Origin of the sequence: Sphingomonas sp. ERG5, from assembly GCF_000803065.1 — a bacterium.
In the GTDB taxonomy this organism is placed as follows: Bacteria; Pseudomonadota; Alphaproteobacteria; order Sphingomonadales; family Sphingomonadaceae; genus Sphingomonas.
Window position 1 is genome coordinate 175942 of sequence record NZ_JSXI01000029.1, and the last position, 19218, is coordinate 195159.

The 19218-nt window shown below is 63.7% G+C and carries 27 protein-coding genes; 17 read left to right on the forward strand and 10 right to left on the reverse strand.

Annotated elements, in window-relative coordinates:
- Positions 1–51 precede the first annotated feature (51 nt).
- Positions 52–960, reverse strand: a complete 909-nt coding sequence (locus OO12_RS12500) for a class I SAM-dependent methyltransferase (protein ID WP_235364772.1) — start codon at positions 958–960, stop codon at positions 52–54.
- A gap of 68 nt (positions 961–1028) precedes the next feature.
- Here OO12_RS12500 and OO12_RS12505 point away from each other — a divergent pair, with 68 nt between their 5' ends.
- From OO12_RS12505 to OO12_RS12515, 3 genes are all read left to right on the forward strand, one after another.
- The gene (locus tag OO12_RS12505; RefSeq protein WP_034159000.1) at positions 1029–1490 is read left to right on the forward strand and encodes a helix-turn-helix domain-containing protein; all 462 of its coding nucleotides are present in this window, start codon (positions 1029–1031) and stop codon (positions 1488–1490) included.
- Between the two features lie 134 nt (positions 1491–1624).
- On the forward strand, positions 1625–2002 hold the full coding sequence (locus tag OO12_RS12510) for a PilZ domain-containing protein (RefSeq protein ID WP_160296798.1): 378 nt from the start codon (positions 1625–1627) through the stop codon (positions 2000–2002).
- 150 nt (positions 2003–2152) lie between these two features.
- The gene (locus OO12_RS12515) at positions 2153–2896 is read left to right on the forward strand and encodes an HAD-IIB family hydrolase (RefSeq protein ID WP_034159001.1); all 744 of its coding nucleotides are present in this window, start codon (positions 2153–2155) and stop codon (positions 2894–2896) included.
- Between the two features lie 341 nt (positions 2897–3237).
- Here OO12_RS12515 and OO12_RS12520 read toward each other — a convergent pair whose 3' ends face one another.
- The 3 genes from OO12_RS12520 to OO12_RS12530 are packed head-to-tail and all read right to left on the reverse strand — an operon-like array spanning position 3238 to position 4472.
- Positions 3238–3663, reverse strand: a complete 426-nt coding sequence (locus OO12_RS12520; RefSeq protein ID WP_034159002.1) for a hypothetical protein — start codon at positions 3661–3663, stop codon at positions 3238–3240.
- A 30-nt stretch (positions 3664–3693) separates the two neighbouring features.
- Positions 3694–4149 carry a DoxX family protein gene (locus tag OO12_RS12525; protein ID WP_034159003.1) on the reverse strand — a complete coding sequence of 152 codons (456 nt, stop codon included), beginning with the start codon at positions 4147–4149 and terminating at the stop codon, positions 3694–3696.
- A 50-nt stretch (positions 4150–4199) separates the two neighbouring features.
- A complete protein-coding gene (locus OO12_RS12530; protein ID WP_034159004.1) occupies positions 4200–4472 on the reverse strand; it encodes a BufA1 family periplasmic bufferin-type metallophore in 273 nt (90 codons plus the stop codon).
- Positions 4473–4692: 220 nt separating this feature from the next.
- Between OO12_RS12530 and OO12_RS12535 the strand changes: the two genes are divergently transcribed.
- The 6 genes from OO12_RS12535 (at position 4693) to OO12_RS12560 (ending at position 8206) form a co-directional block, all read left to right on the forward strand.
- Positions 4693–5229 carry a sigma-70 family RNA polymerase sigma factor gene (locus tag OO12_RS12535; RefSeq protein WP_034159178.1) on the forward strand — a complete coding sequence of 179 codons (537 nt, stop codon included), beginning with the start codon at positions 4693–4695 and terminating at the stop codon, positions 5227–5229.
- Entirely contained in the window at positions 5229–5870 is a 642-nt protein-coding gene (locus OO12_RS12540) for an NrsF family protein (protein WP_034159005.1), read from the forward strand. The genes OO12_RS12535 and OO12_RS12540 overlap by 1 nt, the downstream gene beginning before the upstream one ends.
- Positions 5871–5989: 119 nt before the next feature.
- Positions 5990–6253 (forward strand): BufA2 family periplasmic bufferin-type metallophore, encoded by a 264-nt coding sequence (bufA2, locus tag OO12_RS12545; RefSeq protein WP_034159006.1) that lies wholly within the window; start codon positions 5990–5992, stop codon positions 6251–6253.
- 52 nt (positions 6254–6305) lie between these two features.
- The gene (bufB, locus tag OO12_RS12550) at positions 6306–7148 is read left to right on the forward strand and encodes an MNIO family bufferin maturase (RefSeq protein ID WP_034159007.1); all 843 of its coding nucleotides are present in this window, start codon (positions 6306–6308) and stop codon (positions 7146–7148) included.
- Entirely contained in the window at positions 7145–7906 is a 762-nt protein-coding gene (locus OO12_RS12555) for an HvfC/BufC N-terminal domain-containing protein (RefSeq protein WP_034159008.1), read from the forward strand. The genes bufB and OO12_RS12555 overlap by 4 nt, the downstream gene beginning before the upstream one ends.
- A 69-nt stretch (positions 7907–7975) precedes the next feature.
- Positions 7976–8206 (forward strand): hypothetical protein, encoded by a 231-nt coding sequence (locus tag OO12_RS12560; protein ID WP_034159009.1) that lies wholly within the window; start codon positions 7976–7978, stop codon positions 8204–8206.
- 147 nt (positions 8207–8353) lie between these two features.
- Here OO12_RS12560 and OO12_RS12565 read toward each other — a convergent pair whose 3' ends face one another.
- The 3 genes from OO12_RS12565 to OO12_RS12575 form a co-directional block, all read right to left on the reverse strand.
- The gene (locus tag OO12_RS12565) at positions 8354–8632 is read right to left on the reverse strand and encodes a hypothetical protein (protein ID WP_034159010.1); all 279 of its coding nucleotides are present in this window, start codon (positions 8630–8632) and stop codon (positions 8354–8356) included.
- A gap of 294 nt (positions 8633–8926) precedes the next feature.
- The gene (locus OO12_RS12570) at positions 8927–9823 is read right to left on the reverse strand and encodes a cyclase family protein (protein WP_034159011.1); all 897 of its coding nucleotides are present in this window, start codon (positions 9821–9823) and stop codon (positions 8927–8929) included.
- Positions 9824–9971: 148 nt separating this feature from the next.
- Positions 9972–10601 (reverse strand): hypothetical protein, encoded by a 630-nt coding sequence (locus OO12_RS12575; protein ID WP_034159012.1) that lies wholly within the window; start codon positions 10599–10601, stop codon positions 9972–9974.
- A 180-nt stretch (positions 10602–10781) separates the two neighbouring features.
- Between OO12_RS12575 and OO12_RS12580 the strand changes: the two genes are divergently transcribed.
- Entirely contained in the window at positions 10782–12797 is a 2016-nt protein-coding gene (locus OO12_RS12580) for a serine hydrolase domain-containing protein (RefSeq protein WP_034159013.1), read from the forward strand.
- A gap of 91 nt (positions 12798–12888) precedes the next feature.
- On the opposite strand, the gene OO12_RS12585 is transcribed toward OO12_RS12580, so the two are convergent.
- On the reverse strand, positions 12889–13977 hold the full coding sequence (locus tag OO12_RS12585) for an agmatine deiminase family protein (RefSeq protein ID WP_034159014.1): 1089 nt from the start codon (positions 13975–13977) through the stop codon (positions 12889–12891).
- Positions 13978–14188: 211 nt separating this feature from the next.
- On the opposite strand from OO12_RS12585, the gene OO12_RS12590 reads away from it, so the two are divergent.
- The 6 genes from OO12_RS12590 (at position 14189) to OO12_RS12610 (ending at position 17385) form a co-directional block, all read left to right on the forward strand.
- Positions 14189–14419: a hypothetical protein gene (locus OO12_RS12590; protein ID WP_034159015.1), complete on the forward strand. Its 231-nt coding sequence runs from the start codon at positions 14189–14191 to the stop codon at positions 14417–14419.
- Positions 14416–15633 carry a radical SAM/SPASM domain-containing protein gene (locus OO12_RS12595; protein WP_152616399.1) on the forward strand — a complete coding sequence of 406 codons (1218 nt, stop codon included), beginning with the start codon at positions 14416–14418 and terminating at the stop codon, positions 15631–15633. Before OO12_RS12590 ends, OO12_RS12595 begins: the two co-directional genes overlap by 4 nt.
- Complete coding sequence (locus OO12_RS28040; RefSeq protein WP_152616400.1) at positions 15626–15838, forward strand: hypothetical protein; 213 nt, start codon at positions 15626–15628, stop codon at positions 15836–15838. Before OO12_RS12595 ends, OO12_RS28040 begins: the two co-directional genes overlap by 8 nt.
- A 142-nt stretch (positions 15839–15980) precedes the next feature.
- Positions 15981–16157 (forward strand): CopG family transcriptional regulator, encoded by a 177-nt coding sequence (locus OO12_RS12600; RefSeq protein ID WP_034159016.1) that lies wholly within the window; start codon positions 15981–15983, stop codon positions 16155–16157.
- A gap of 1 nt (position 16158) precedes the next feature.
- A complete protein-coding gene (locus tag OO12_RS12605) occupies positions 16159–16503 on the forward strand; it encodes a VOC family protein (protein ID WP_034159017.1) in 345 nt (114 codons plus the stop codon).
- Between the two features lie 24 nt (positions 16504–16527).
- Complete coding sequence (locus tag OO12_RS12610) at positions 16528–17385, forward strand: class I SAM-dependent methyltransferase (RefSeq protein WP_034159018.1); 858 nt, start codon at positions 16528–16530, stop codon at positions 17383–17385.
- On the opposite strand, the gene OO12_RS12615 is transcribed toward OO12_RS12610, so the two are convergent.
- Positions 17350–17997: a glutathione S-transferase gene (locus tag OO12_RS12615; RefSeq protein WP_034159019.1), complete on the reverse strand. Its 648-nt coding sequence runs from the start codon at positions 17995–17997 to the stop codon at positions 17350–17352. The two genes, OO12_RS12610 and OO12_RS12615, sit on opposite strands and share 36 nt — an antisense overlap.
- Positions 17998–18064: 67 nt before the next feature.
- A complete protein-coding gene (locus OO12_RS12620) occupies positions 18065–18442 on the reverse strand; it encodes a DUF427 domain-containing protein (protein ID WP_034159020.1) in 378 nt (125 codons plus the stop codon).
- Positions 18443–18547: 105 nt separating this feature from the next.
- Here OO12_RS12620 and OO12_RS12625 point away from each other — a divergent pair, with 105 nt between their 5' ends.
- Entirely contained in the window at positions 18548–19207 is a 660-nt protein-coding gene (locus OO12_RS12625) for an NAD-dependent epimerase/dehydratase family protein (protein WP_034159021.1), read from the forward strand.
- Positions 19208–19218 lie beyond the last annotated feature (11 nt).

Genomic DNA, 19218 nt, shown 5'->3' on the forward strand with positions numbered 1-19218 from the left:
GGCGTTCAACGTCCGGTGCCCGATTCACCGCATGACCGCCGTCGATTGCGATCATCTCGCTCGGGCTGTGATGACCCAGCATGCAAGGGTGAAATGCGCGACGCCGTCCGACATAAATGGCGCGAACGCACATGTCAGAGCCTCGGCAACCGTTGCCCGCGTGCGATCGTCGAGGTCGGGGAGCAGTACGCCGACCCGACCCATATTCATGATATAGGTCTGCAGATCGCTCTCGGAGAGCGTGCAGGGGATATCGAGCGGCTGGATCTCCACGTCGCGCCAGCCGCCCGCCAGGATGTCGCGGACCCGGTCCGGATCGGCAAAGGCGAACTGGCCCGGCGCCTCGGGATCGGCCGGAACCAATTGCGACAGCAAGGGTGCGGCCGCGCGCTCCCCTGCGGTCATGAACGGATTCTCTGCTGGCGAGCGCCAGACGATACAAGTCAGCCCCGCGCCGTCGCGTACCGCGCGCCGCAGATTGGCGAACGCCAGGTCCGGCTGGTCGAAGAACATCACCCCGAAGCGCGACACGACCGCATCGAAGCTGTCAGGAGCAAAGGCATGGCCCTGCGCATCACCCGCGATGAATTGTGCGGTACGAAGACCTTCTGCCGCCGCCCGGCGCCGCGCGGCATCGACCAGCGGTACCGAAATGTCGAGGCCGGTACATTGACCGTCCGGCCCGATTGCGCGCGCCACCGCGAGAGTCGTCGCGCCCGCACCACAGCCGATGTCCAGAACGTTGCGCGCGCCGGCATCTCGCGCGGCGCTCGCCAGCGGCGCTTCGAAGGCCAGGAACAAGCGGTCGAGCAGCGCTTGCTGCGCCACCCAGGTTTCCCCGGCGCGGGTGTTCCATAACGCGGACATTATCTGATTGGGCGGGGCCTGATGGGAAGGGGCCTGATTGGGTGAGGCTTGATCGGGTGCTGCGAGGTCAGGCTGGTCCGGGGGCAGGGTCATCGCGATTGTCCTTGTGCTCATCGAGTGTCAGCAGCATCTTGCCACTTCAAGCCGACTTGAGGTCAAGTATGAAAATCCTCGATATCGCGGAGGTCGCGAAACGCTCCGGTATGCCGGCATCGACGCTGCGTTACTATGAGGAAAAGGGGCTGATCGAGTCGCTCGGGCGGCGCGGGTTGCGGCGAATCTTCGGCGTCGAGGTGCTTGAGCGTCTGTCGCTCATCGCACTGGGCCGGATGGCGGGCTTCTCGCTTGACGAGATCGGCGGCATGTTCGGGCGTGACGATCAACCGCGGATCGATCGGACAATGCTCAGCGCGAAAGCGGACCAACTCGATCGGACGCTCGCGCGACTTGCCGCGCTGCGCGACGGCTTGCGCCATGCCGCTGCCTGCCCGGCCCCCAGCCATATGGAATGCCCGACCTTCCGCCGCTTGCTGAAGGTCGCCGGCGCGCAGGCCGATCGAGCGGAATCGGTCATGGTCCGTCCCGTTCGTCGTTCGGGATCGGCGTCGAAACAGCCGCGCTAAGCAAGGTGCCGACGGGTCGGACAATTCAACCTTAGCGCCGCATATACCATCATTGCCCAAAGCCAGGATGGCGGTTTGCCGCTAGAGTGATGACAGGAGGCGGGACCGGACGGGTGACGTAAACAGATATGGGCGTGATCAATACGGGCGTGGCACAGCAGCAAGGGGCGGGCCAACGCTCCGCGCGGCGGTTGAAGACCTTCCAGGTTGCATCGATGCATATCGGCGACGATGTGCGCCGCGTGCACTTGCTCAACCTGTCGACCACGGGCGCGATGGTCCATGCATCCGATCCGCCCGCGAAGGGTGCGTCGTGCCGTCTCGACGCGGCGATCGACCTGGGCAGCGCCCATGTGACATGGGTGTCGGGTCAGCGCTTCGGTGTCATGTTCGATCGGCCGCTCAGCGACGCCAGCCTGGCGATACTGATCGACGGGACCATATCGAACGTCAGCGCGGGTCCGGGTATTGTCAGCCCGTCCAGGCGCATCCCCGCCGTCTTGCCAAGATGAACCGGAAGCGTTGGATGGCAAAAGGCCGCCAAATGCGCGGATAAGGGCTGCGCGGTTGCCCGCACTGTTGGCACCGGCGATTTCGCTGTGACCATTTGCGTGCCCGGGCGTTACACGGCAATCGATCCACCATTCGCACCGGAGCCCCGCATGAAGCAACTCGTCGCCTTCGATCTCGACGGCACGCTCGCCGAGAGCAAACAGCCGCTGCAGCCGGCGATGGGCGAGGCGCTGGCCGATCTGCTTGTCGTGGCGCACGTCGCGGTGATCTCGGGCGGGGATTGGCCGCAGTTTGAAAAGCAGGTTGCCAGCCGCCTGCCGGCGCGCGCCGACCGCAGTCGATTGTGGCTGATGCCGACCACCGGGACCAAGCTCTATCGCTATGGCGGCAGTTGGACGCCGGTCTATGCCGAGCTGTTCGACGATGCGCAGAAACAGGCGATCTTCGCCGCGTTTGATGCCGCGCTGGCTGCAACCGGCTTCGTGCCGGAGCAAGTATGGGGCGAGCGGATCGAGGATCGCGGCAGCCAGATCACCTTTTCCGCGCTCGGCCAGCAAGCGCCGCTTGATGCCAAGGAGCATTGGGATCCGGACTTCGCCAAGCGCAAGGTGATCCAGGCGGATCTGCGCATGCGGCTGCCGGGTCTGTCGATCAATATCGGCGGAGCGACCTCGATCGACATCACGCGCGCAGGTGTGGACAAAGCCTATGGCTTGAAGAAGCTGCGCGATGCAAGCGGCATTGCGCTCGACGCCATGATGTTCATCGGCGATGCGATCTTCCCCGGCGGCAATGATTATCCGGCGAAGGAGCTTGGGCTCGACACGGTGCGGGTGCGCGATCCGCAGGATACGCTGTCAGTGATCGCGACGATCGTCGCCTGCCAGAAATAGCCGGGTCGGTCGCAGCCACGGTCAGCGAGGCACACGGGTCTCCGTCCCGCAGGGCAACGCTTGCATGTCCGGGACGAGCGGCGGGAGATATGGGACACCGGTTTGTCGCATATCTTCTCTCGCGGCTTCGGCTGGGAATTGTAATAATAATCTTATATATCAGTAATTTATGTGGAAACACTATTAGGGAGCTCCCACCGTCATCCCCGCGAAAGCGGGGATCCCGCTGCCTTGCCCCACACTTAGAAAGAAGCGGGATACTCGCTTTCGCGAGTATGACAGAGATGGTTCGATCAGATGTCATCCCGCTCCAAGAGGACATCGCTGACCTCGGCCGCCGCTTAGAGCCGGTCCCAGCTGGTCCAGATACCGATGGCGTGGACTATGGCGAAGACGAGCACGATCGCCGAACTGACCTGCAGGAAGGTCGTGCTGTGGCCGGGCATGCGCGCGATCATGACGGGATAGGCGGCGGCGCGCGCGAAATAGACCGTGCAGATCAGGATCAGTGCGGGGCGGAGCAGCGGCAGGCGCGGCAACAGGCCGGCCCCGGAAAAGGCATAGGCGGCCCAGCCGGCCAAGATCGCGGTGATGCTCAGCGTGATGAGGGTCGGTCGCCATGAGCCCTGCGCGGCAAGGCGCGCCATGCCCTCGCCCGCGCCGAAGAAGCGATACCAGGAGGGGCCGCCGAACACGCAACCAAGATGAAGCAGCGCAGCGATGGTGTTGAGTATGCCCGCCGCGACCAGCCAGTTGATCCTGTCCATGCCTTTGTTTCCCGATTGCGCGGGGCGATGTTAGGCCTTTTCGATCCCGAATACACGGTCGAGCGACCAGGCGCCGCCGCCGCGCGCAATCAGCGGCAACAGGATCGCCGCCCAGCTTAGATGCGTCGACCAGGCATCGGGGTAGACGAAGGTCTCGATCACCAGGGTCATACCGAGCAATGCCGCCGCGGCAGGGCGCGTGAACAGGCCAAGCACGAGCAGGATCGGGAAGAGATGCTCGGAATAGGCCGCAATATGCGCCGCGACCATCGGCGGGGCGAAAGGCAGGGCGTATTCGGTCGCGAACAGCTCATAAGTGGCCGGTGTGAGCGTCAGCAGCCCTTCGACCTTGGTCCGGCCGGACAGGAAGAAGATCGCGGCGATCGCGATGCGGGCGATGAGCAGCAAGAGGTTGCGGGACACAAGCGTGTCGAGCCGCGCGGCGGCGCGGGCATAGAGTTTGGCGGGGAGCGTGGCGGGGGTCATTAGCGTCTCCAGTCAGGCCCCTCCCCATGCGGGAAGGGGCCGATCCAGGCTCATGCCTTGGGGGTCAGCGAGCCATTGCCCTTGGGCGTCTTGATCGACGTGCAGGTGCCGGCGGGGACGAGTTTCCAGGCATCGCCCTGATAAGCGACGCGCGACGTGCCGGCGCAGCTGGTGCCGGCACCGGCCTTGCAGTCATTCTTGCCGGCGAGCGACACGCCATAGCATTTTTCCATCGGCTTCTTGGCGGCCTGGGCATTGGCACCCGACCCAAGTGCGATGCTCAGGGCAAGGGCTGCGGCGATTGCCGCCGGGGTCTTCGACATTATGGATTTCCTCTGAAGATCGGCCTCGACGTGCGGCGGGGAAACCCCCGCCGCACGGTGACCCTTGGGAGGCCTTGTGGGCGCGGGTCACGGAAGCTGCTTCGCGTTGCCGCGGGCATCGGTTACACCGGCCTCGCGATCGTTGTTCGGGCATCGGGCTGGCCAAATTTTATGTGTAACCTTTGGCCACGATGCCGCGAATGACCCGTCGGGAGTGCATGTGAGGGCGAGCGAAGACCAGCTCAGGATATGGATGATCGGCGGTCTCGATGGAGATTCCGGCGCCTATACCGCCTTGCTCAATGCGCTCGTGCCAATGCTGCGGTCCTTTTTCGGGCGGCGCCTTCGTGGTGCTGCCGACGATGTCGAGGATCTGGTGCAGGAAACCATGATGGCCATTCACACGCGGCGCGGTACTTATGACCGTGACCGGGCCTTCAGTGCTTGGGCCTATGCCGTCGCGCGCTACAAGATGATCGACCATTTTCGCCGTACCCGTGTCACCGTACCGATCGAGGGGCTGGAGGATATATTGGTCGCCGAAGGGTTCGAGGCGGCGACCTCAGCGCGGATGGATGTCGATACGCTGCTGGCTGAATTGTCGCCCAAACAGGCGCGGGTAATCCGCGAGACCCGAATCGAAGGGTTGAGCGTGGCCGAGGCGGCCGAGCGCGGCGCGATCAGTGAATCCGATGTGAAGGTGTCGGTGCATCGCGGTCTTGCCGCGCTCGCCAAACGCCTGAAAGGTGGCACCTGATGCGCACCGAGGATCTTATCCGCTCGCTTGGCGAGGAGTTGCGGCCAGTGCCGCGCGGCGCGGTCGCGCGGCGGATCGCGATCGGCATGGCAGGCGGGGCGATCGTCACGCTGGCGCTGGTGCTGTGCTGCCTCGGCATGCGCCCTGATATGATGAGCGCGATGGCCGGATCCCCGTTCTGGATGAAATGGGGCTATACCATCCTGCTCGATCTGGTCGCGATTGCGGCGGTGCTGCATCTGTCGCGGCCGCAGGCGATGCGGCCACGCTGGCTATGGCTGCTATGGGTGCCGGTGGGGGTGCTTGCCCTGCTCACCGGGCGCGAGATGCTGATCATGCCGATGGATGGATGGCACCAGCTGTGGACCGGACATAGCTGGCGGGTCTGCTCGATGCTCGTGGCGATGTTGTCGCTGCCGATCCTTGCCGGGCTACTCTGGTCGTTCCGGCAGCTTGCCCCGACGCGGCTTAGGCTGACAGGGGCGCTCGCCGGGCTGGCGGCGGGAGCGTGCGCGGCGACGCTTTACGGGCTGCATTGCCAGGAATCGTCGGCGCTGTTCATCCTGACCTGGTATTCGCTGGGGATTGCCATGGTCGTTGCACTGGGCGCGCTGGTTGGGCCGAAGTTGTTGCGCTGGTGACCTGCTGAATCCTCTCCCGGGTCGCGGGGAAGGAATTTGACGTTCCTTGTAACGAACTTCCAACCCTCTCCGAAAACCCTTTCGCCATTCCGGCTCAAATGCTTTCGGAGACCTCCCCCATGACCACCCGCTTCCTCGGCGCGAGCTTTGCCGCCACTGCCGCCATCATTGCCGTTGCCGGCGTCGCGACCAGCGCACCGGCGCTGGCGAAGGGCGAAAAGACCGTTCATTGCTATGGCGTCAACACCTGCAAGGGCACATCCGACTGCAAGACCGCGTCGAACGACTGCAAGGGCCAGAACGAGTGCAAGGGCCATGGCTTCAAGGCGCTTACCGCCAAGGCCTGCACCAAGGCGGGCGGCAGCCTGACTGAAACCAAATGACCTCCTGGACCCGGTCGTATGATCGGCCGGGTCCATCATACGGGACCGCGCCATGACGACGATCCGCAACCCGGCCTTTCACGGCTTCGGCCTTGGCCTCAGGTCACAACATTATCCCGATTTCCTCGAGCATGACGTGGACGTGGATTTCGTCGAGGTCATTTCGGAGAATTTCATGATCGCGGGCGGGCGGCCGCTGCATATCCTCGATCGGGTTCGCGAACGGCATCCGGTCGCCTTGCATGGCGTGTCGATGTCGATCGGATCGGCCGACGGGCTCGATCGCGATCATCTCGCGCGGCTGAAGGCGCTGGTCGAGCGGATCGATCCCCTGTTCGTGTCCGACCATTTGTGCTGGACCGCGATCGAAGGCTTCAATTCGCACGACCTGTTGCCGATTCCTTATACGCAGGAAGCGATGGATGTGATGTGCGCCAATCTCGCGCACGCGCAGGACGCGCTCGGCCGCGCGATGCTGATCGAAAATCCCTCGAGCTATGTCACGTTCGCACGAGCCGACGCGACCGAATGGGATTTCATGGCGGAGATGTGTGCGCGCACCGGCTGCGACCTGCTGCTCGACGTCAACAACATCTTCATCAGCGCGACCAATCACGGCTTCGATGCGATCACCTATCTTGATGGCGTGCCGGCGGAACGCGTGCGCCAGATCCACCTTGCCGGGCATAGTCAGGGCAAGGATCTGTTGATCGATACGCATGACCGGCCAGTACCGGCCAGCGTCTGGGCGCTGTACGACGCGGCGCTGGCGCGGGTCGGGCCGGTCGCGACGATGATCGAGCGCGACGACGACATCCCGCCGCTCGCAGACCTGCTGGCCGAACTGGATCAGGCGCGGCGCATCGCTGCTGTGCGCGAACGGTTGGCGGCATGAGCCTGATCGCACTGCAACGCGACTTTCGTCGCCATTTGCTGGATGAGGCAGGAGCGGTGCGCAGCTGGGTCGCCCCGGAGGCGCTGGTCGGGCTCCCGGTCTATCACAATGCGTACCGCGTACAGCTGACCGATTGCCTTGCCGAAGCCTATCCGCAACTCCATGCCTGGCTGGGCGGGGAGGGCTTTGTTGCGGCGGCGCGCTGCCATGTCGAATGCACGCCGCCCAGCGGCTGGACACTTGGCGTCTATGGCGTCGGGTTCGACCGGACCCTCGCCAAGCTCTACCCCGACGATCCGGAAATCGCTGAACTGGCGACGTTGGAATGGATGCTGGCCGAAGCCTTTGAGGGTATGGATGCGGAGGCGCTGTCGCCTGTTGCGATTGCCGCGATCGACTGGGACAGGGCGCGACTGAGCTTCGTGCCCACGTTGCGCCTCGAACCTGCGTGCACCAATGCCGGGGCAATCTGGTCGGCGCTGTCCGCCAATGCCGCGCCACCCGGGGCGGCGATCCTGCCCGAGCCGGCGGCGATGCTGGTGTGGCGGCAGGAGTTCACGCCCTGCTTTCGTACCATCGAGACGATCGAGCGTGATGCCTTGCAAAAGATGGCGGTTGGGGCCGGTTTTGCCGATCTTTGTGCCTGGCTGGTCGCCGCGCGGGGCGAGGCGGCGGGCGTCGCGCTTGCCGGCGCGATGCTCGGGCAATGGTTCGCCGATGGGCTGGTGATGGGGTATGAGGAGCGCTCGGACGCGTAACCGGGCGTTGGGCTTCCTATATGAGCTGATGACGCGTGCCGTAAGGCGCCGACGCGTGGGGAGCATGACATGGACAGACCGATCCCATCCGACATTGTCGAGCAATGGATGACTCATTTGCGGCTGCAACGCACCCGCGCGCGCGACATGATCTGGCTGATCGAGACGGGCGCGACATTGCATGACGGGCACAAGGGCGAGCCGATGCACGACGCCACCGACCGTTGGCTGGCGGAACAAAGGGAAGTGGTGGCTGAGGTCGACCGACTGATCGCGCTGTACGACAGCGTCAACGCCTGAGGCGGCACACAAGAAAACGGCCCGGCGTTGCCGCCGGGCCGTGAGGTTACGCCTGGGGAGCTATCCGGGCGATAAGGGATGCGACGGCGACGCGCGGCTTGTGGCCGCATCAGGTTCGGGCTGGCCGTCGTGTCGCATCATGACCGCTTAGTGTGCGGCGGTGTTGCCGACGCTGGCGTTGCCGTCGACGGCATTGCCGAGGGCGGTTTCGTTGCCGGTCGGAACAGCGTCGAGGCCGCCGACATTCCCGCTGAGTTCGCCATCGGTCGACAGGTTGGCGTCGAGCGGCGCTTCTTCATTGACCAGTTGCAGGTCGTTGGCCGTGCCATTGTCCGCAGGAGCCGAATTGTTGCAGGCGGCTAGGCCGAGCGTTGCAGCCGCGATCAAGGGCGTGGTGAACAGCGATCGGGTCAACAGCGTCTTCATTGGCATTCTCCTTAAAATCCCTGGGGCGAAAATGGCGCGTCGGCGCCTCCCCCGGCCCAGCGATCAATCTCTACTGTTATAATAGGAATTCAATCAAGGCTGATCTTTCACCAGGGAAAGGTGAGCTATCGCCGGACGGATATGGACAAGAGATGACGCCATGGATGGGCTATTCACTGGCGCCGATGGCGGCGGCGTATTCTTCCGCGTCGTGCCAAGCGCAGCATAGCTGCGGCAGAGCGATATCGTACCGACAAGCATCCGCCGCCTGGGTGATGGAGGAGCGGGGCTCCCTTAGCTGATTTCCGCGTGCGCCCGCACGGGAAAGGTCCCCATCGCCTTGATCTTGGGCGGCACGGCCCAGAAGCGGAATCCTTCGGTGGGGAGCGCATCGAGATTGGTCATATGCTCGACGATCGGGATGCCGGCGCCCAGCAGAATCGTATGCACCGGCCGGTCGCCGCCAGACACGTCATCGATGTTAAATGAATCGATGCCGACCAGCAGTGCGCCCTTGTCGCGCAAATAGGTGGCAGCCTGTGCGGTCAGGAACGGGTGATCTTCGAAATACTGATCCGTTCGCCAGTGGCGATCCCAACCTGTCTGGATGAGCACGGCGCGATCCCTGACTTCGGTCGCGGCGCATGCGGTCCAGTCGATCGCGCGCGCGGAGGCGCCTTCTACTCGTATTACGACGGCGGGGACACCGCTCACGCGCTCAAGGTCGAGCGCGGCAAGGTCGTACCCGTCGGCATAGCGATGGAATGGCGTATCGAGATAAGTGCCGGTGTTGCCGACCAGCTCGATCTTGCCGATCTGGAATTCGGTGCCTTCCGCGTAAAGCGTGCGAGACCGTTCGCGCGACAAGTGATCGCACATGATCGGCGCCGGAAGACCCTTATAGGTGATCATACCATCCTCGATCACGTGACTGAGATCGATGCGGCGCGAACTGCCCTCTTCCGTCTGGGTAGCGATGGCGGCTCGCTTGTGGCGTTCCTCGATGATCCGCTTGTTCAGGATGCGCACCTTGCCGACCATGAGCAGCCGCAGGTCGGCGATGATATGGTCCGCCAGCGCCGCGTCGGCGATGTCGTCGCCATCCATGTCGAGGCGAAAGTCCTGACCCTGAATGCCGCCGCCGTTGGAAAATTCGATCTCGAAGTCGAAACAGACGCGCTTGTCACTCATTCCGGTTTCCCTCCGCTTTTGCCGGTTGGCGGCTGCTGACGCCCCAGGCTTTGGCATGATGCTCGCGCACGCTGTATGTCTCCCGTCCCATTCAGGCTATCGTTGTTGTTGACGGTGCCGGTTGCAGCCGGTCCGGCGTCGCGGCCACTCATGCGACGGGTGGTGACTGGTCGACCAGTTGTAGTCGTCCGATCCGCGAGTCCGGTGGCAGGATCGCGCCGGGCGCGATCACAGCGTTGGCGCCGATGCGCGTGCCGTCACCGACCAGCGCGCCGAACTTGGTGGCCCCGGTTTCGACGATCATATCACGGAAGCGGATGCGGATATGCTTGTCGTCATGCTCGTTGCGGTAATTGGCGATGATCGCGCCCGCCTCGACATTCACCCCCGCGCCGAGGATCGAATCTCCCACGAAATTGAGATGCGCGATCTTCGATCCTTTGAACATGAAGCTGGTTTTGAGCTCCGATCCCGGCCCGATGATGCAGTTTTCATCGAGATAGACGCCGCCACGCAGATACGCCCCCGTCGCAACGAAACAGCGCGGCCCGATGATCGCTGGACCCTTCAGCACTACGCCCGGCTCGATCGTCGCCGATGCATGCACGGCGATGTCCAACTGGATGCTGTAGTCTGAGCCGAGGCGGGAAATGGTCGATTGGATAAGCGCCTCCGCGCCGCGCGTGACGTCCCATGGCAGGCCGTCCGCCGCGCCGAAAGGAGAAGCGGTCCAGCGTTCGACATGGCGCGATACCAGCAAGTCGGGGTTCATGGTCATCCTGAGGCAGGTCGCCCTGAGGGGAGTGCCAAGGTTAAGGCATCCGCACCCTCACCATCAAGCGACAAACCACTGCGCTGGTTGCTGCTAGCCGCCGAGATGATCCCAATATGAGAATTGTATTGATATATGGTCCTGATTAGGAGTATTACTTACATATAACACCTGGGGGAGGGTTTAATGAAAAAAGGGCTTGCACTTGCCGCCATGCTGATCGGCGCCATCGCGACGTTGCCGGCGATCTCGCAGCAGCGCGGGACACCTTCGAACAGGGCGCAAACGGCGCCCGGCGCACTGGCCGAGCAACCGTCGCCGCGGCCGCAACTCGACGCCGCCGATCTCGGCGCGTGGCTCGACGGCTATTTCCCCGCCACGCTGAAACAGGGCAAGATAGCCGGCGCCGAAGTCGTGGTGGTCAAGGACGGCCAGGTCCTGATCAAGAAGGGTTATGGCCTGGCCGATGTCGCGACGAAGAAGCCGATGGATCCCGACCGGACGCTGGTGCGCATCGGCTCCACCTCGAAGCTCTTCACCTGGACCGCGGTCATGCAATTGGTCGAGCAGGGCAAGCTTGATCTGAACGCCGATGTGAACCGCTATCTCGATTTCAGGATCACGCCGAAATCGGGCCGCGCGATCACCATGAACGACCTGATGACTCATCGCGCCGGTTTCGAAGAGGGGTTGAAGGACGTGCTGGAGAGCGATCCCGCGCGCCTGAAAACCAACGAAGCCTATCTCAAGCAAAATCTCCGCCCGCAGCTTTTTCCCGCCGGGGAAGCGCCGGCCTACTCCAACTATGGCACAGCACTGGCCGGCTATATCGTCGAGCGCATCGCAAAGGAGCCGTTCGAGCAGTATGTCGAGCGCCATATCCTGACGCCGTTACGAATGCAGCGCACGACGCTGCGCCAGCCGCTGCAGGCGCGGTTCGTGCCCGACATGTCCAAAGGCTATATGCAAAGCAACGCGCCGCCGCGCCCGTTCGAACTGGTCACCATCAATCCGGCGGGCAGCGTCAGCGCGACCGGCGCTGACATGGCCAATTTCATGATCGCGCATCTGCAGGACGGCCGTTTCGGAGACGCGCAGATCCTGCGGCCGGAAACCGCCCGGTTGATGCATATGCCGACACTGGCCGCGCCCGCCGGGTTCGACACGCTGGCGCATGGCTTCTTTCATGGCGAACGCAATGGCCGGCTGGTCATCGGACATGGCGGCGACACGGTCGTTTTCCACACCGATATGAACCTGCTGCCGCAAGAAGGTGTCGGCATCTTCGTCAACTTCAATAGCCGCGGAGAGAATGGTGCGGTTTATGGCGCGCGCGAACGGTTGTTCGACTTGTTCATGGACCGTTATTACCCGGCCGCCGAAATCAAGGATCCGCCCGCGATCGCATCGGCCGCTGCCGATGCGCGGGCGATTGCCGGGCGTTACGAAAGCTCGCGGCGCATCGAATCCGGCTTTCTCGGACTCTTCTATCTGCTGCAACAGGACCAGATTGCCGCGAATGACGACGGCACCATCAGCCTGGCGTCGGTCGAGGACAAAAGGTTCAGGGAAGTTGGCCCGCAACTCTGGCGAGAGGTTGGCGGCACGCACCGGCTGCGCGTGACTGAAGTGGGTGGTCGCCGCGCAATCATCGACAGCACCAACCCGATCATGGTGCTGCAGGCCGTGCCGCTGGGGCGCAATTCCCTGCTCAACTCGCTGGTCGCCGGCTTGTCGCTGCTGGTCCTGCTCGTCACGGCGCTCGCCTGGCCGATTGGTGCATGGTTGCGCCGTGTTTATCGCCAGCCTGCGGCTCAGCCTTTGGGCCAGCCATCGACCGGGTCCTCAACCCCGCCCTCAGCACTGTCGGGCCGTGGCTCGCGCGTGCGGACCCTGGTTCGGGTCGCCGCGGTCGCTGACCTCGTCTATCTCTTCGGCTGGTACACCATGCTGCAACCGATCCTGCAGAACCGGCTGGATGTCTTCAATGACGGGATGGACGGCTGGATCCGCATGCTCCAGGTCGCGGCGATCGTGCCGCTGCTCGGCGCCGGCATCGGGGTGTGGAACATGTGGCTCATGCTCCGGTCGGATCGCGGCATCTGGGCGAAACTGGGCAGCATCCTCATCGCGGCGGCGCTGATCGGCATTGTCTGGTTCGCCTGGATGGGAAGCCTGATCAGCTTCAGCCTGAACTATTGATCGTACCGCCACGGCCGCCGGATTGGCTGGCGGCCGTGGCGCGAAACCGGCCCCGAGGGAGAGCGGGCTGGCACCGTCCAACCCGAAAGACCTAGAGCGGCTGCTGCTGCGTCGCGCAATGGATGCCGCCGCCGGATGCGCCGAGCGGGTCGATGTCGAGCTGGACGATCTCGCGTCCGGGATAAAGCGCCGCCAGGGTGTCGCGCGCTCCGGCATCGGCGCGGGCGTCGCCGAATTGCGGCATGATGACTGCGCCGTTGCAAACATAATAGTTGATGTAACTCGATACGAAATCGTCCGCCCTTGCGCGAATGTCCACGGGTTCGGGCAAGCGCACGATCTCCAGCTTGTGCCCGCCGGCGTCGGTCGCCCGTTCGAGCACGGTCAGCGTTTCATGCGCTGCGACCGACCAGGGGTCGTCACGATCGATCTCGTCATCGAGCTGGATCAATACCCGACCCGGTCCGACGAACCGGGCGAGCGAGTCGATATGATAATCGGTGATGTCGGCGCCCTTGACCCCTGGTGCCCAGATCATCTTGCGCGCGCCGAGTGCGGTACCTAGCCTGGCCGCGATCTGATCGGCGCTCTGCCCCGGATTGCGATTGCGGTTCACCCAGCAACTGACATGGGCGAGCATCGTGCCAGCGCCGTCATGCTCGACTCCACCCTGTTCGCCGACCAGCCCGCTATCGATCAGCTTGAGGCCAAGGCGTGCCGCGACCTTCGGCGCGATCAGCCCGTCATTGGCATGGCGTTGCTTGTTGCCCCAGCCATTGAAGCGGAGATGCGCGACCGCGAGCCCGCCATCGGTACCGCGTACAAAGGTCGGACCGCTGTCGCGACACCAGAGATCGTCGGTGGCGATATCCCAGAATTCGACCTGTCTGCTGAAGCGCGACCGGTCCAACCCCGGCGCATCGTACGCCGCGAGCAAGACGACCGGCTCATGCGCGCTGATCGCATTGGCGATGGCGATGATTGTCGATTGCACCGCGGCCAGGTCGCGTGCGCCATAAACGCCGATACTGACCGGCCATTGCATCAGTGTGCGCCGATGCGGCGCGCTTTCCAGCGGCATTTCATAATGCAGCGGCGTGGCCGACCCGGCGCGTCCGCAACCGGTCGCGCCCGCGCCAAGCGTGATCAGTCCGGCCTTGATCATGTCGCGTCGGGTCATGCGAATGGCTTGTCCACCCCTGGTGAGGCACCGTCAATGGCGCTGCCGTACAACGCAAAGGCGCGGTCGCCAGTGCATTGCTCGGCGATCATGCTGCGCAGCATTCGCCGCGCAAGAATCCTCCGAAACGGTGCCGTCTGCGACTCCGGTTCGGCGAAACAGGCGTAAAATGCCGCCGCGACTCGATGTCGCTTTAACTGGGAGGTTAGCAATGGCGATCCCGAAGCTTCAGCGTGAAGCGCTGACACTGCACAGACTCCGCGATCTTCTCGACCCGGGCCGGGTCTATTACCGTCCGGTCGTCTTCGACATCCTGCAGCGCGCCGATGTTGCGGAGCTCAAGGCGCTGGTCGCCGGGGTCAAGGATCTCAAAAAGGAATATGGCGACTTGGACGGCATCATCAAGGCCGCCGAAGGGGCCTTGCGCAAAGCGCAGCCGTGACCGCCGAACGGGCCGATCTGTCGCTGCCCGTTCGTTATTCCGGCCTGGACGATGTCCTGAAACGCATTCCGGTGAGCGTGGTCTGGGAGATTACGCTCGCCTGCGACCTGGCGTGCCAGCATTGCGGCTCGCGCGCCGGGCGGCGGCGGCGCGATGAACTGACCACCGCCGAGGCGCTCGATCTGGTCGATCAGATCGCCGAGCTTGGCGCACGCAGCGTCGGGTTGATCGGCGGCGAGGCCTATCTGCGCAAGGATTGGTTGCAAATCATCGCGGCGATCCGCGCGGCGGGAATGGAATGCGACCTGCAGACCGGCGGGCGCAATCTGAGCGACGCGCGTGTCGCCCAGGCGGCGGCGGCGGGTCTCAATGCCGTCGGCATCTCGATCGACGGGATCGGTGCGACGCACGACCGGTTGCGCGGCGTGATCGGATCGTTCGAGATGGCGCTGGAGGCGATGCGCCATGTCCGCGCGCACGGGCTGGAGGTTGGCGTCAATACGCAGATTAATGCCCGCACCTTACCAGAACTGCGCGCGCTGATGGACATCATCATCGATGCCGGCTGCCATAACTGGCAACTCGCCATCACCACGGCGATGGGCAATGCCGCCGATCATCCCGACATGTTGCTTCAGCCCTGGCAAATGTTGGACGTGCTGCCATTGCTTGCCGAACTCGCGGCAGAGGGCCGGGAGCGCGGGCTGTTCCTGCAGCCGGCGAGCAATATCGGCTATTTCGGGCCGCATGAATCGGCGTTGCGCAATGTGATGAATGAAGAGATCCATTTCCACGGCTGCAACGCCGGCGATACGGTGATGGGGATCGAGGCTGATGGCACGATCAAATCCTGCCCGGGCCTGCCCAGCCCCTATGCCGGCGGCAATATCCGCGACCGGCGGCTGCGCGACATCTGGGAAAATGCCGAACCGATGGCGTTCAACCGCCGCCGCACCGTTGACGATCTATGGGGCTATTGCCGCACGTGCTATTATGCAGAGACGTGCCTCGCCGGCTGCACCTGGACTGCGCATGCGCTGATGGGGCGAGCAGGCAATAATCCGATGTGCCACCACCGCGCACTTGATTTCGAGAGGCAGGGCCTGCGTGAACGGCTGGTCAAGGTGAAGGATGCCGAAGGGCGATCCTTCGACCATGGCGAGTTCGAGATCATCGTCGAGGCCGTCGATACCGAGGCGCTCGCCAATGCCTGAGCCGGGACGAATCCCGGTCCCGCTGCGCCTGTGTCGCGGCTGCCGTCGCTTCGTCCGGATCGAAAACGAACTGTGTGACTTTTGCGGCGGCGACCTCGCGGCGCTGGAGGCCGAGCACGCCGCCGGCATCGCCGAACTGCGTGCGGCAACCGAGGCGTTGCGCGCGGCGATGGCAAGATTCAAGGCCGCAGCCGGGGATTCTTAGGGTGATTCCGTGGGTCGCGGCAGCGACTCCACTGACGCTGGTCGACGATGACGATTTCGCCGGCCCCAAAGGTATTGCGTCAAAAGCGCTCCACAATCCTTGAGCTATTGACTCGTGCTATAATGCTAGCATATTAGCAATCATGGCCGATGACGATGTGAAACAGTTCAACGTGTACCTCCCGATCGGGCTGATCAGGCAGGTCAAGCATCATGCCATTGAATCGGAACAGTCTCTCTCGGCGTTGGTCGCTGAAGCGTTGCGCGCCTATCTCGGTGCGCATGGGCAGGGACGAGGATCATCTGAAAAGGATCTCTGACATGATGACCAAGGGTATCGAGGCCGTGTATCTGACCACCCATAACTGGGGAAAATCGGCCAAATTTTTCCAGGCGCTCGGCTTCGAGCTCGAATTCGAGACCGATCATCATTCGGGCCAGTTGCGCAACGGTACCGGCCCCTATCTTTTCATCGCGGAAATCCCTGAAAGCCAGGTTCCGGAGGCGCATATGGTGCTGACGGTGGCCGATGCCGACGCGTTCCAGCCGGCAGGCATTGTCGATGTCGTCACACCGTTCGAAGACACGCATTGGGGAACGCGGGAAATGACCGTGCGCGATCCCGATGGTCGCATCTGGAGGCTGCAAGCGCCGGCTGGGAATTGAAGCCTGTCGGGCGGAGGTAAGTTGATGCGTGAAGAACAGACCCGGGTGCCGGACGATACGGCAGTGCGGACGGCCTTGTGGCGCGCGCTGCATGTCCAGATCGATGCACTGCCTCATGTGGTGGAGGACGAGATCGGTCTGCGGCTGGTGGCGCCCGGCGCGGACTGGCGCCGCCGTCCGGACATGGATCCCGAAGCAACAAGGGCCTTTCGCACCTCGATCCTGGCGCGCGCGCGGTTCATTGAGGATCTCATCGCCGAACAGGTTGTCCAGGGTGTCGGCCAATATATCAATCTCGGCGCGGGTCTTGACAGCTTCGTGCAGCGACGGCCGGAATTCGCCGCCGTCCTGCGAGTCTTCGAGGTCGACCAGCCCGGCACTCAGGCGTGGAAGCGGCGCCGCCTGATTGAACTCGGTTTCGGGGTGCCGGATTGGCTGCGGCTCGTGCCGGTCGATTTCGAGGCAGGGGACGATTTGTGGCAATCGCTGGCGGCGGTGGGCTTCGACGCCAGCCGGCCGGCGGTCGTGTCCTGCGCTGGCGTCTCCTTGTATCTCACCCGCGACGCGATTGCCGCCACGTTGCGCCAGGTCGCCGCGCTGGCGCCGGGCTCGACAATTGCCATGACGTTCCTGCTGCCGCCTGACCTCATCGATCCGGAAATCCGCGAGGGTTTTGCCGTGGCGGAGCAGGGCGCGCGTGCCAGGGGTACGCCCTTCATCAGTTTCTTCACGCCGGGGGGCATGCTGGCGCTGGCGCATGACGCCGGCTTCCACGATGTGCGGCATGTGTCGGCGGCGATGCTTGGCGAGCGCTATTTCACCGGCAGGATCGATGGTCTTTGCCCGTCAAGTTCGGAAGAGTTTCTCGTCGCGACTGTCTGATCCGCGCCATTCCGGCATCAACTGTGCTTTGCCCAATTCCATCGCCCGTACGAACAGCGGTGATGCGAGATGCGCATCAAGCCAGCGCCGCAAGCCTGGAACGGCTTGCCTGTCGAACCACCCGCGATCGACGCTGGCGAACTGGCGCACGAATGGCATGAGTGCCATGTCGGTCAGCGTCCGATGATCGCCACAGAGATTGGCGGCGGTGGTGAGCCGCACTTCGAGTTCGGCGAGCATCGAGAGCGCTGCCGTACGGTGTTCGATCGGGTCGCCATGATGGCGGTCGGGATATTTATAGCGGTCGAGATGATGCTTGAACGGACCGTCATTGGCGGCGATCAGCACGGCGTCATCGCCGTCGAGCCATTGTTCGGGATCGCTGTGCCCCAGGGCATGGCGCATGATGTCGAGGCTTTCGTCGATCACCGTGCCGTCGGGCAACACCAGCACCGGCACCGTGCCCTTGGGTGAGGCGGCGAGCATCGCCGGCGGCTTGTCGCGCAGGCTCACCTCCCTCAGGTCGAAGGGCATGTCGCTGACCAGCATCGCCATGCGCGCGCGCATGGCATAGGGACAGCGGCGGAAGCTGTAGAGGATTGGCGGGGACATCCGGCAGCCATAGCCCGAAGGCGATGGCCGGGCGATGCCGGATTGGTTGGGGCCGCCGCGACATGGCTCAGGGCTCAATGATGATCTGGTCGACCCGATCTGGATAGAAAGCGACGTGATCCTTGATCTGCGCAACCGCATCATAAGGCGTTTCATAGGTCCAGATCGCATTGACGGACCGCTCGCCGCCCGCCGGGATGCTGAAATAGGACGCGTCGCCCTTGTAGGGACAATAGCTCGAATGGCCGGTGCGTTCGACCCGCGCCATGTCGAGATCGGCGCGCGGGATATAATGGACCGGTGGATAAGAGGCCTCGCGCAGGATCAGCGCGTTGCGGCTGTCGGCAATCGTCTTGCCGGCGACGATGACGCGCACGCGTGACGGATCGGCGGTGACGGTGATGGGATGATCGGGGCCGGGAATCCTGATCGGCTTGTCGGACATGGAAGATCTCCTTGAGGGCAAGCCGGAGATAGGGAGCGCGAAGTGTCATCGCCATAACCCGTCCGCCGCTTCCGCGCGGGGCGAGGCGCTGCTAGTCTCCCCCGCATGAAAGTTCTGATCTTTGGTGCGACCGGCATGGTCGGACGCGGCGTGCTGCGCGAATGTCTGCTCGATGACGGCGTCGCGAACGTGATGACGGTCGGCCGCGCGATCACTGGTGTGCCGCACGACAAGCTGCGCGAGCTGGTGGTGGAGGACATGTTCGCGATCGACGCGGTACGCGAGGGCCTGCTGCACTGTGACGCATGCTTCTTCTGTCTCGGCGTGTCGGTCGCGGGGATGAGCGAGGCGGACTATACCCGCATCACGCACGACCTGACCCTGGTCGTCGCCGAGCGGATCGCGGCGATCAATCCGGGCGCGACCTTCGTCTATGTGACCGGTGCGGGTACCAGCGAGCAGAGCCGGATGATGTGGGCACGGGTCAAGGGTCGGACCGAGGCAGCGCTGACACGGCTGCCGTTCAAGGCCAATTTCATGTTCCGGCCGGGGTTCATCCAGCCTTTGCACGGCATCGTGTCGAAGACAGGATGGTACCGGGCGGCCTATGCCCTGACCGGCTGGATCGCGGGACCGATCCGGCGGCAATGGCCGGGAGCGGTAACCACGACCGAGAATGTCGGGCGCGCGATGATCGCGGTCGCGCGACATGGGTTCGAGAAATCGGTGCTGGATAATGCGGATATCAACCGGGCGGCTGGTTAGCTGACCCCTCC

What these genes read in the sequence shown, in the direction of transcription:
- OO12_RS12500 (WP_235364772.1), bottom strand. Translation starts at nt 960, where the DNA reads ATGACCCTGCCCCCGGACCAGCCTGACCTCGCAGCACCCGATCAAGCC.
- OO12_RS12505 (WP_034159000.1), top strand. Translation starts at nt 1,029, where the DNA reads ATGAAAATCCTCGATATCGCGGAGGTCGCGAAACGCTCCGGTATGCCG.
- OO12_RS12515 (WP_034159001.1), top strand. Translation starts at nt 2,153, where the DNA reads ATGAAGCAACTCGTCGCCTTCGATCTCGACGGCACGCTCGCCGAGAGC.
- OO12_RS12520 (WP_034159002.1), bottom strand. Translation starts at nt 3,663, where the DNA reads ATGGACAGGATCAACTGGCTGGTCGCGGCGGGCATACTCAACACCATC.
- OO12_RS12525 (WP_034159003.1), bottom strand. Translation starts at nt 4,149, where the DNA reads ATGACCCCCGCCACGCTCCCCGCCAAACTCTATGCCCGCGCCGCCGCG.
- OO12_RS12530 (WP_034159004.1), bottom strand. Translation starts at nt 4,472, where the DNA reads ATGTCGAAGACCCCGGCGGCAATCGCCGCAGCCCTTGCCCTGAGCATC.
- OO12_RS12540 (WP_034159005.1), top strand. Translation starts at nt 5,229, where the DNA reads ATGCGCACCGAGGATCTTATCCGCTCGCTTGGCGAGGAGTTGCGGCCA.
- bufA2 (WP_034159006.1), top strand. Translation starts at nt 5,990, where the DNA reads ATGACCACCCGCTTCCTCGGCGCGAGCTTTGCCGCCACTGCCGCCATC.
- bufB (WP_034159007.1), top strand. Translation starts at nt 6,306, where the DNA reads ATGACGACGATCCGCAACCCGGCCTTTCACGGCTTCGGCCTTGGCCTC.
- OO12_RS12555 (WP_034159008.1), top strand. Translation starts at nt 7,145, where the DNA reads ATGAGCCTGATCGCACTGCAACGCGACTTTCGTCGCCATTTGCTGGAT.
- OO12_RS12560 (WP_034159009.1), top strand. Translation starts at nt 7,976, where the DNA reads ATGGACAGACCGATCCCATCCGACATTGTCGAGCAATGGATGACTCAT.
- OO12_RS12565 (WP_034159010.1), bottom strand. Translation starts at nt 8,632, where the DNA reads ATGAAGACGCTGTTGACCCGATCGCTGTTCACCACGCCCTTGATCGCG.
- OO12_RS12570 (WP_034159011.1), bottom strand. Translation starts at nt 9,823, where the DNA reads ATGAGTGACAAGCGCGTCTGTTTCGACTTCGAGATCGAATTTTCCAAC.
- OO12_RS12575 (WP_034159012.1), bottom strand. Translation starts at nt 10,601, where the DNA reads ATGACCATGAACCCCGACTTGCTGGTATCGCGCCATGTCGAACGCTGG.
- OO12_RS12580 (WP_034159013.1), top strand. Translation starts at nt 10,782, where the DNA reads ATGAAAAAAGGGCTTGCACTTGCCGCCATGCTGATCGGCGCCATCGCG.
- OO12_RS12585 (WP_034159014.1), bottom strand. Translation starts at nt 13,977, where the DNA reads ATGACCCGACGCGACATGATCAAGGCCGGACTGATCACGCTTGGCGCG.
- OO12_RS12590 (WP_034159015.1), top strand. Translation starts at nt 14,189, where the DNA reads ATGGCGATCCCGAAGCTTCAGCGTGAAGCGCTGACACTGCACAGACTC.
- OO12_RS28040 (WP_152616400.1), top strand. Translation starts at nt 15,626, where the DNA reads ATGCCTGAGCCGGGACGAATCCCGGTCCCGCTGCGCCTGTGTCGCGGC.
- OO12_RS12600 (WP_034159016.1), top strand. Translation starts at nt 15,981, where the DNA reads ATGGCCGATGACGATGTGAAACAGTTCAACGTGTACCTCCCGATCGGG.
- OO12_RS12605 (WP_034159017.1), top strand. Translation starts at nt 16,159, where the DNA reads ATGATGACCAAGGGTATCGAGGCCGTGTATCTGACCACCCATAACTGG.
- OO12_RS12610 (WP_034159018.1), top strand. Translation starts at nt 16,528, where the DNA reads ATGCGTGAAGAACAGACCCGGGTGCCGGACGATACGGCAGTGCGGACG.
- OO12_RS12615 (WP_034159019.1), bottom strand. Translation starts at nt 17,997, where the DNA reads ATGTCCCCGCCAATCCTCTACAGCTTCCGCCGCTGTCCCTATGCCATG.
- OO12_RS12620 (WP_034159020.1), bottom strand. Translation starts at nt 18,442, where the DNA reads ATGTCCGACAAGCCGATCAGGATTCCCGGCCCCGATCATCCCATCACC.
- OO12_RS12625 (WP_034159021.1), top strand. Translation starts at nt 18,548, where the DNA reads ATGAAAGTTCTGATCTTTGGTGCGACCGGCATGGTCGGACGCGGCGTG.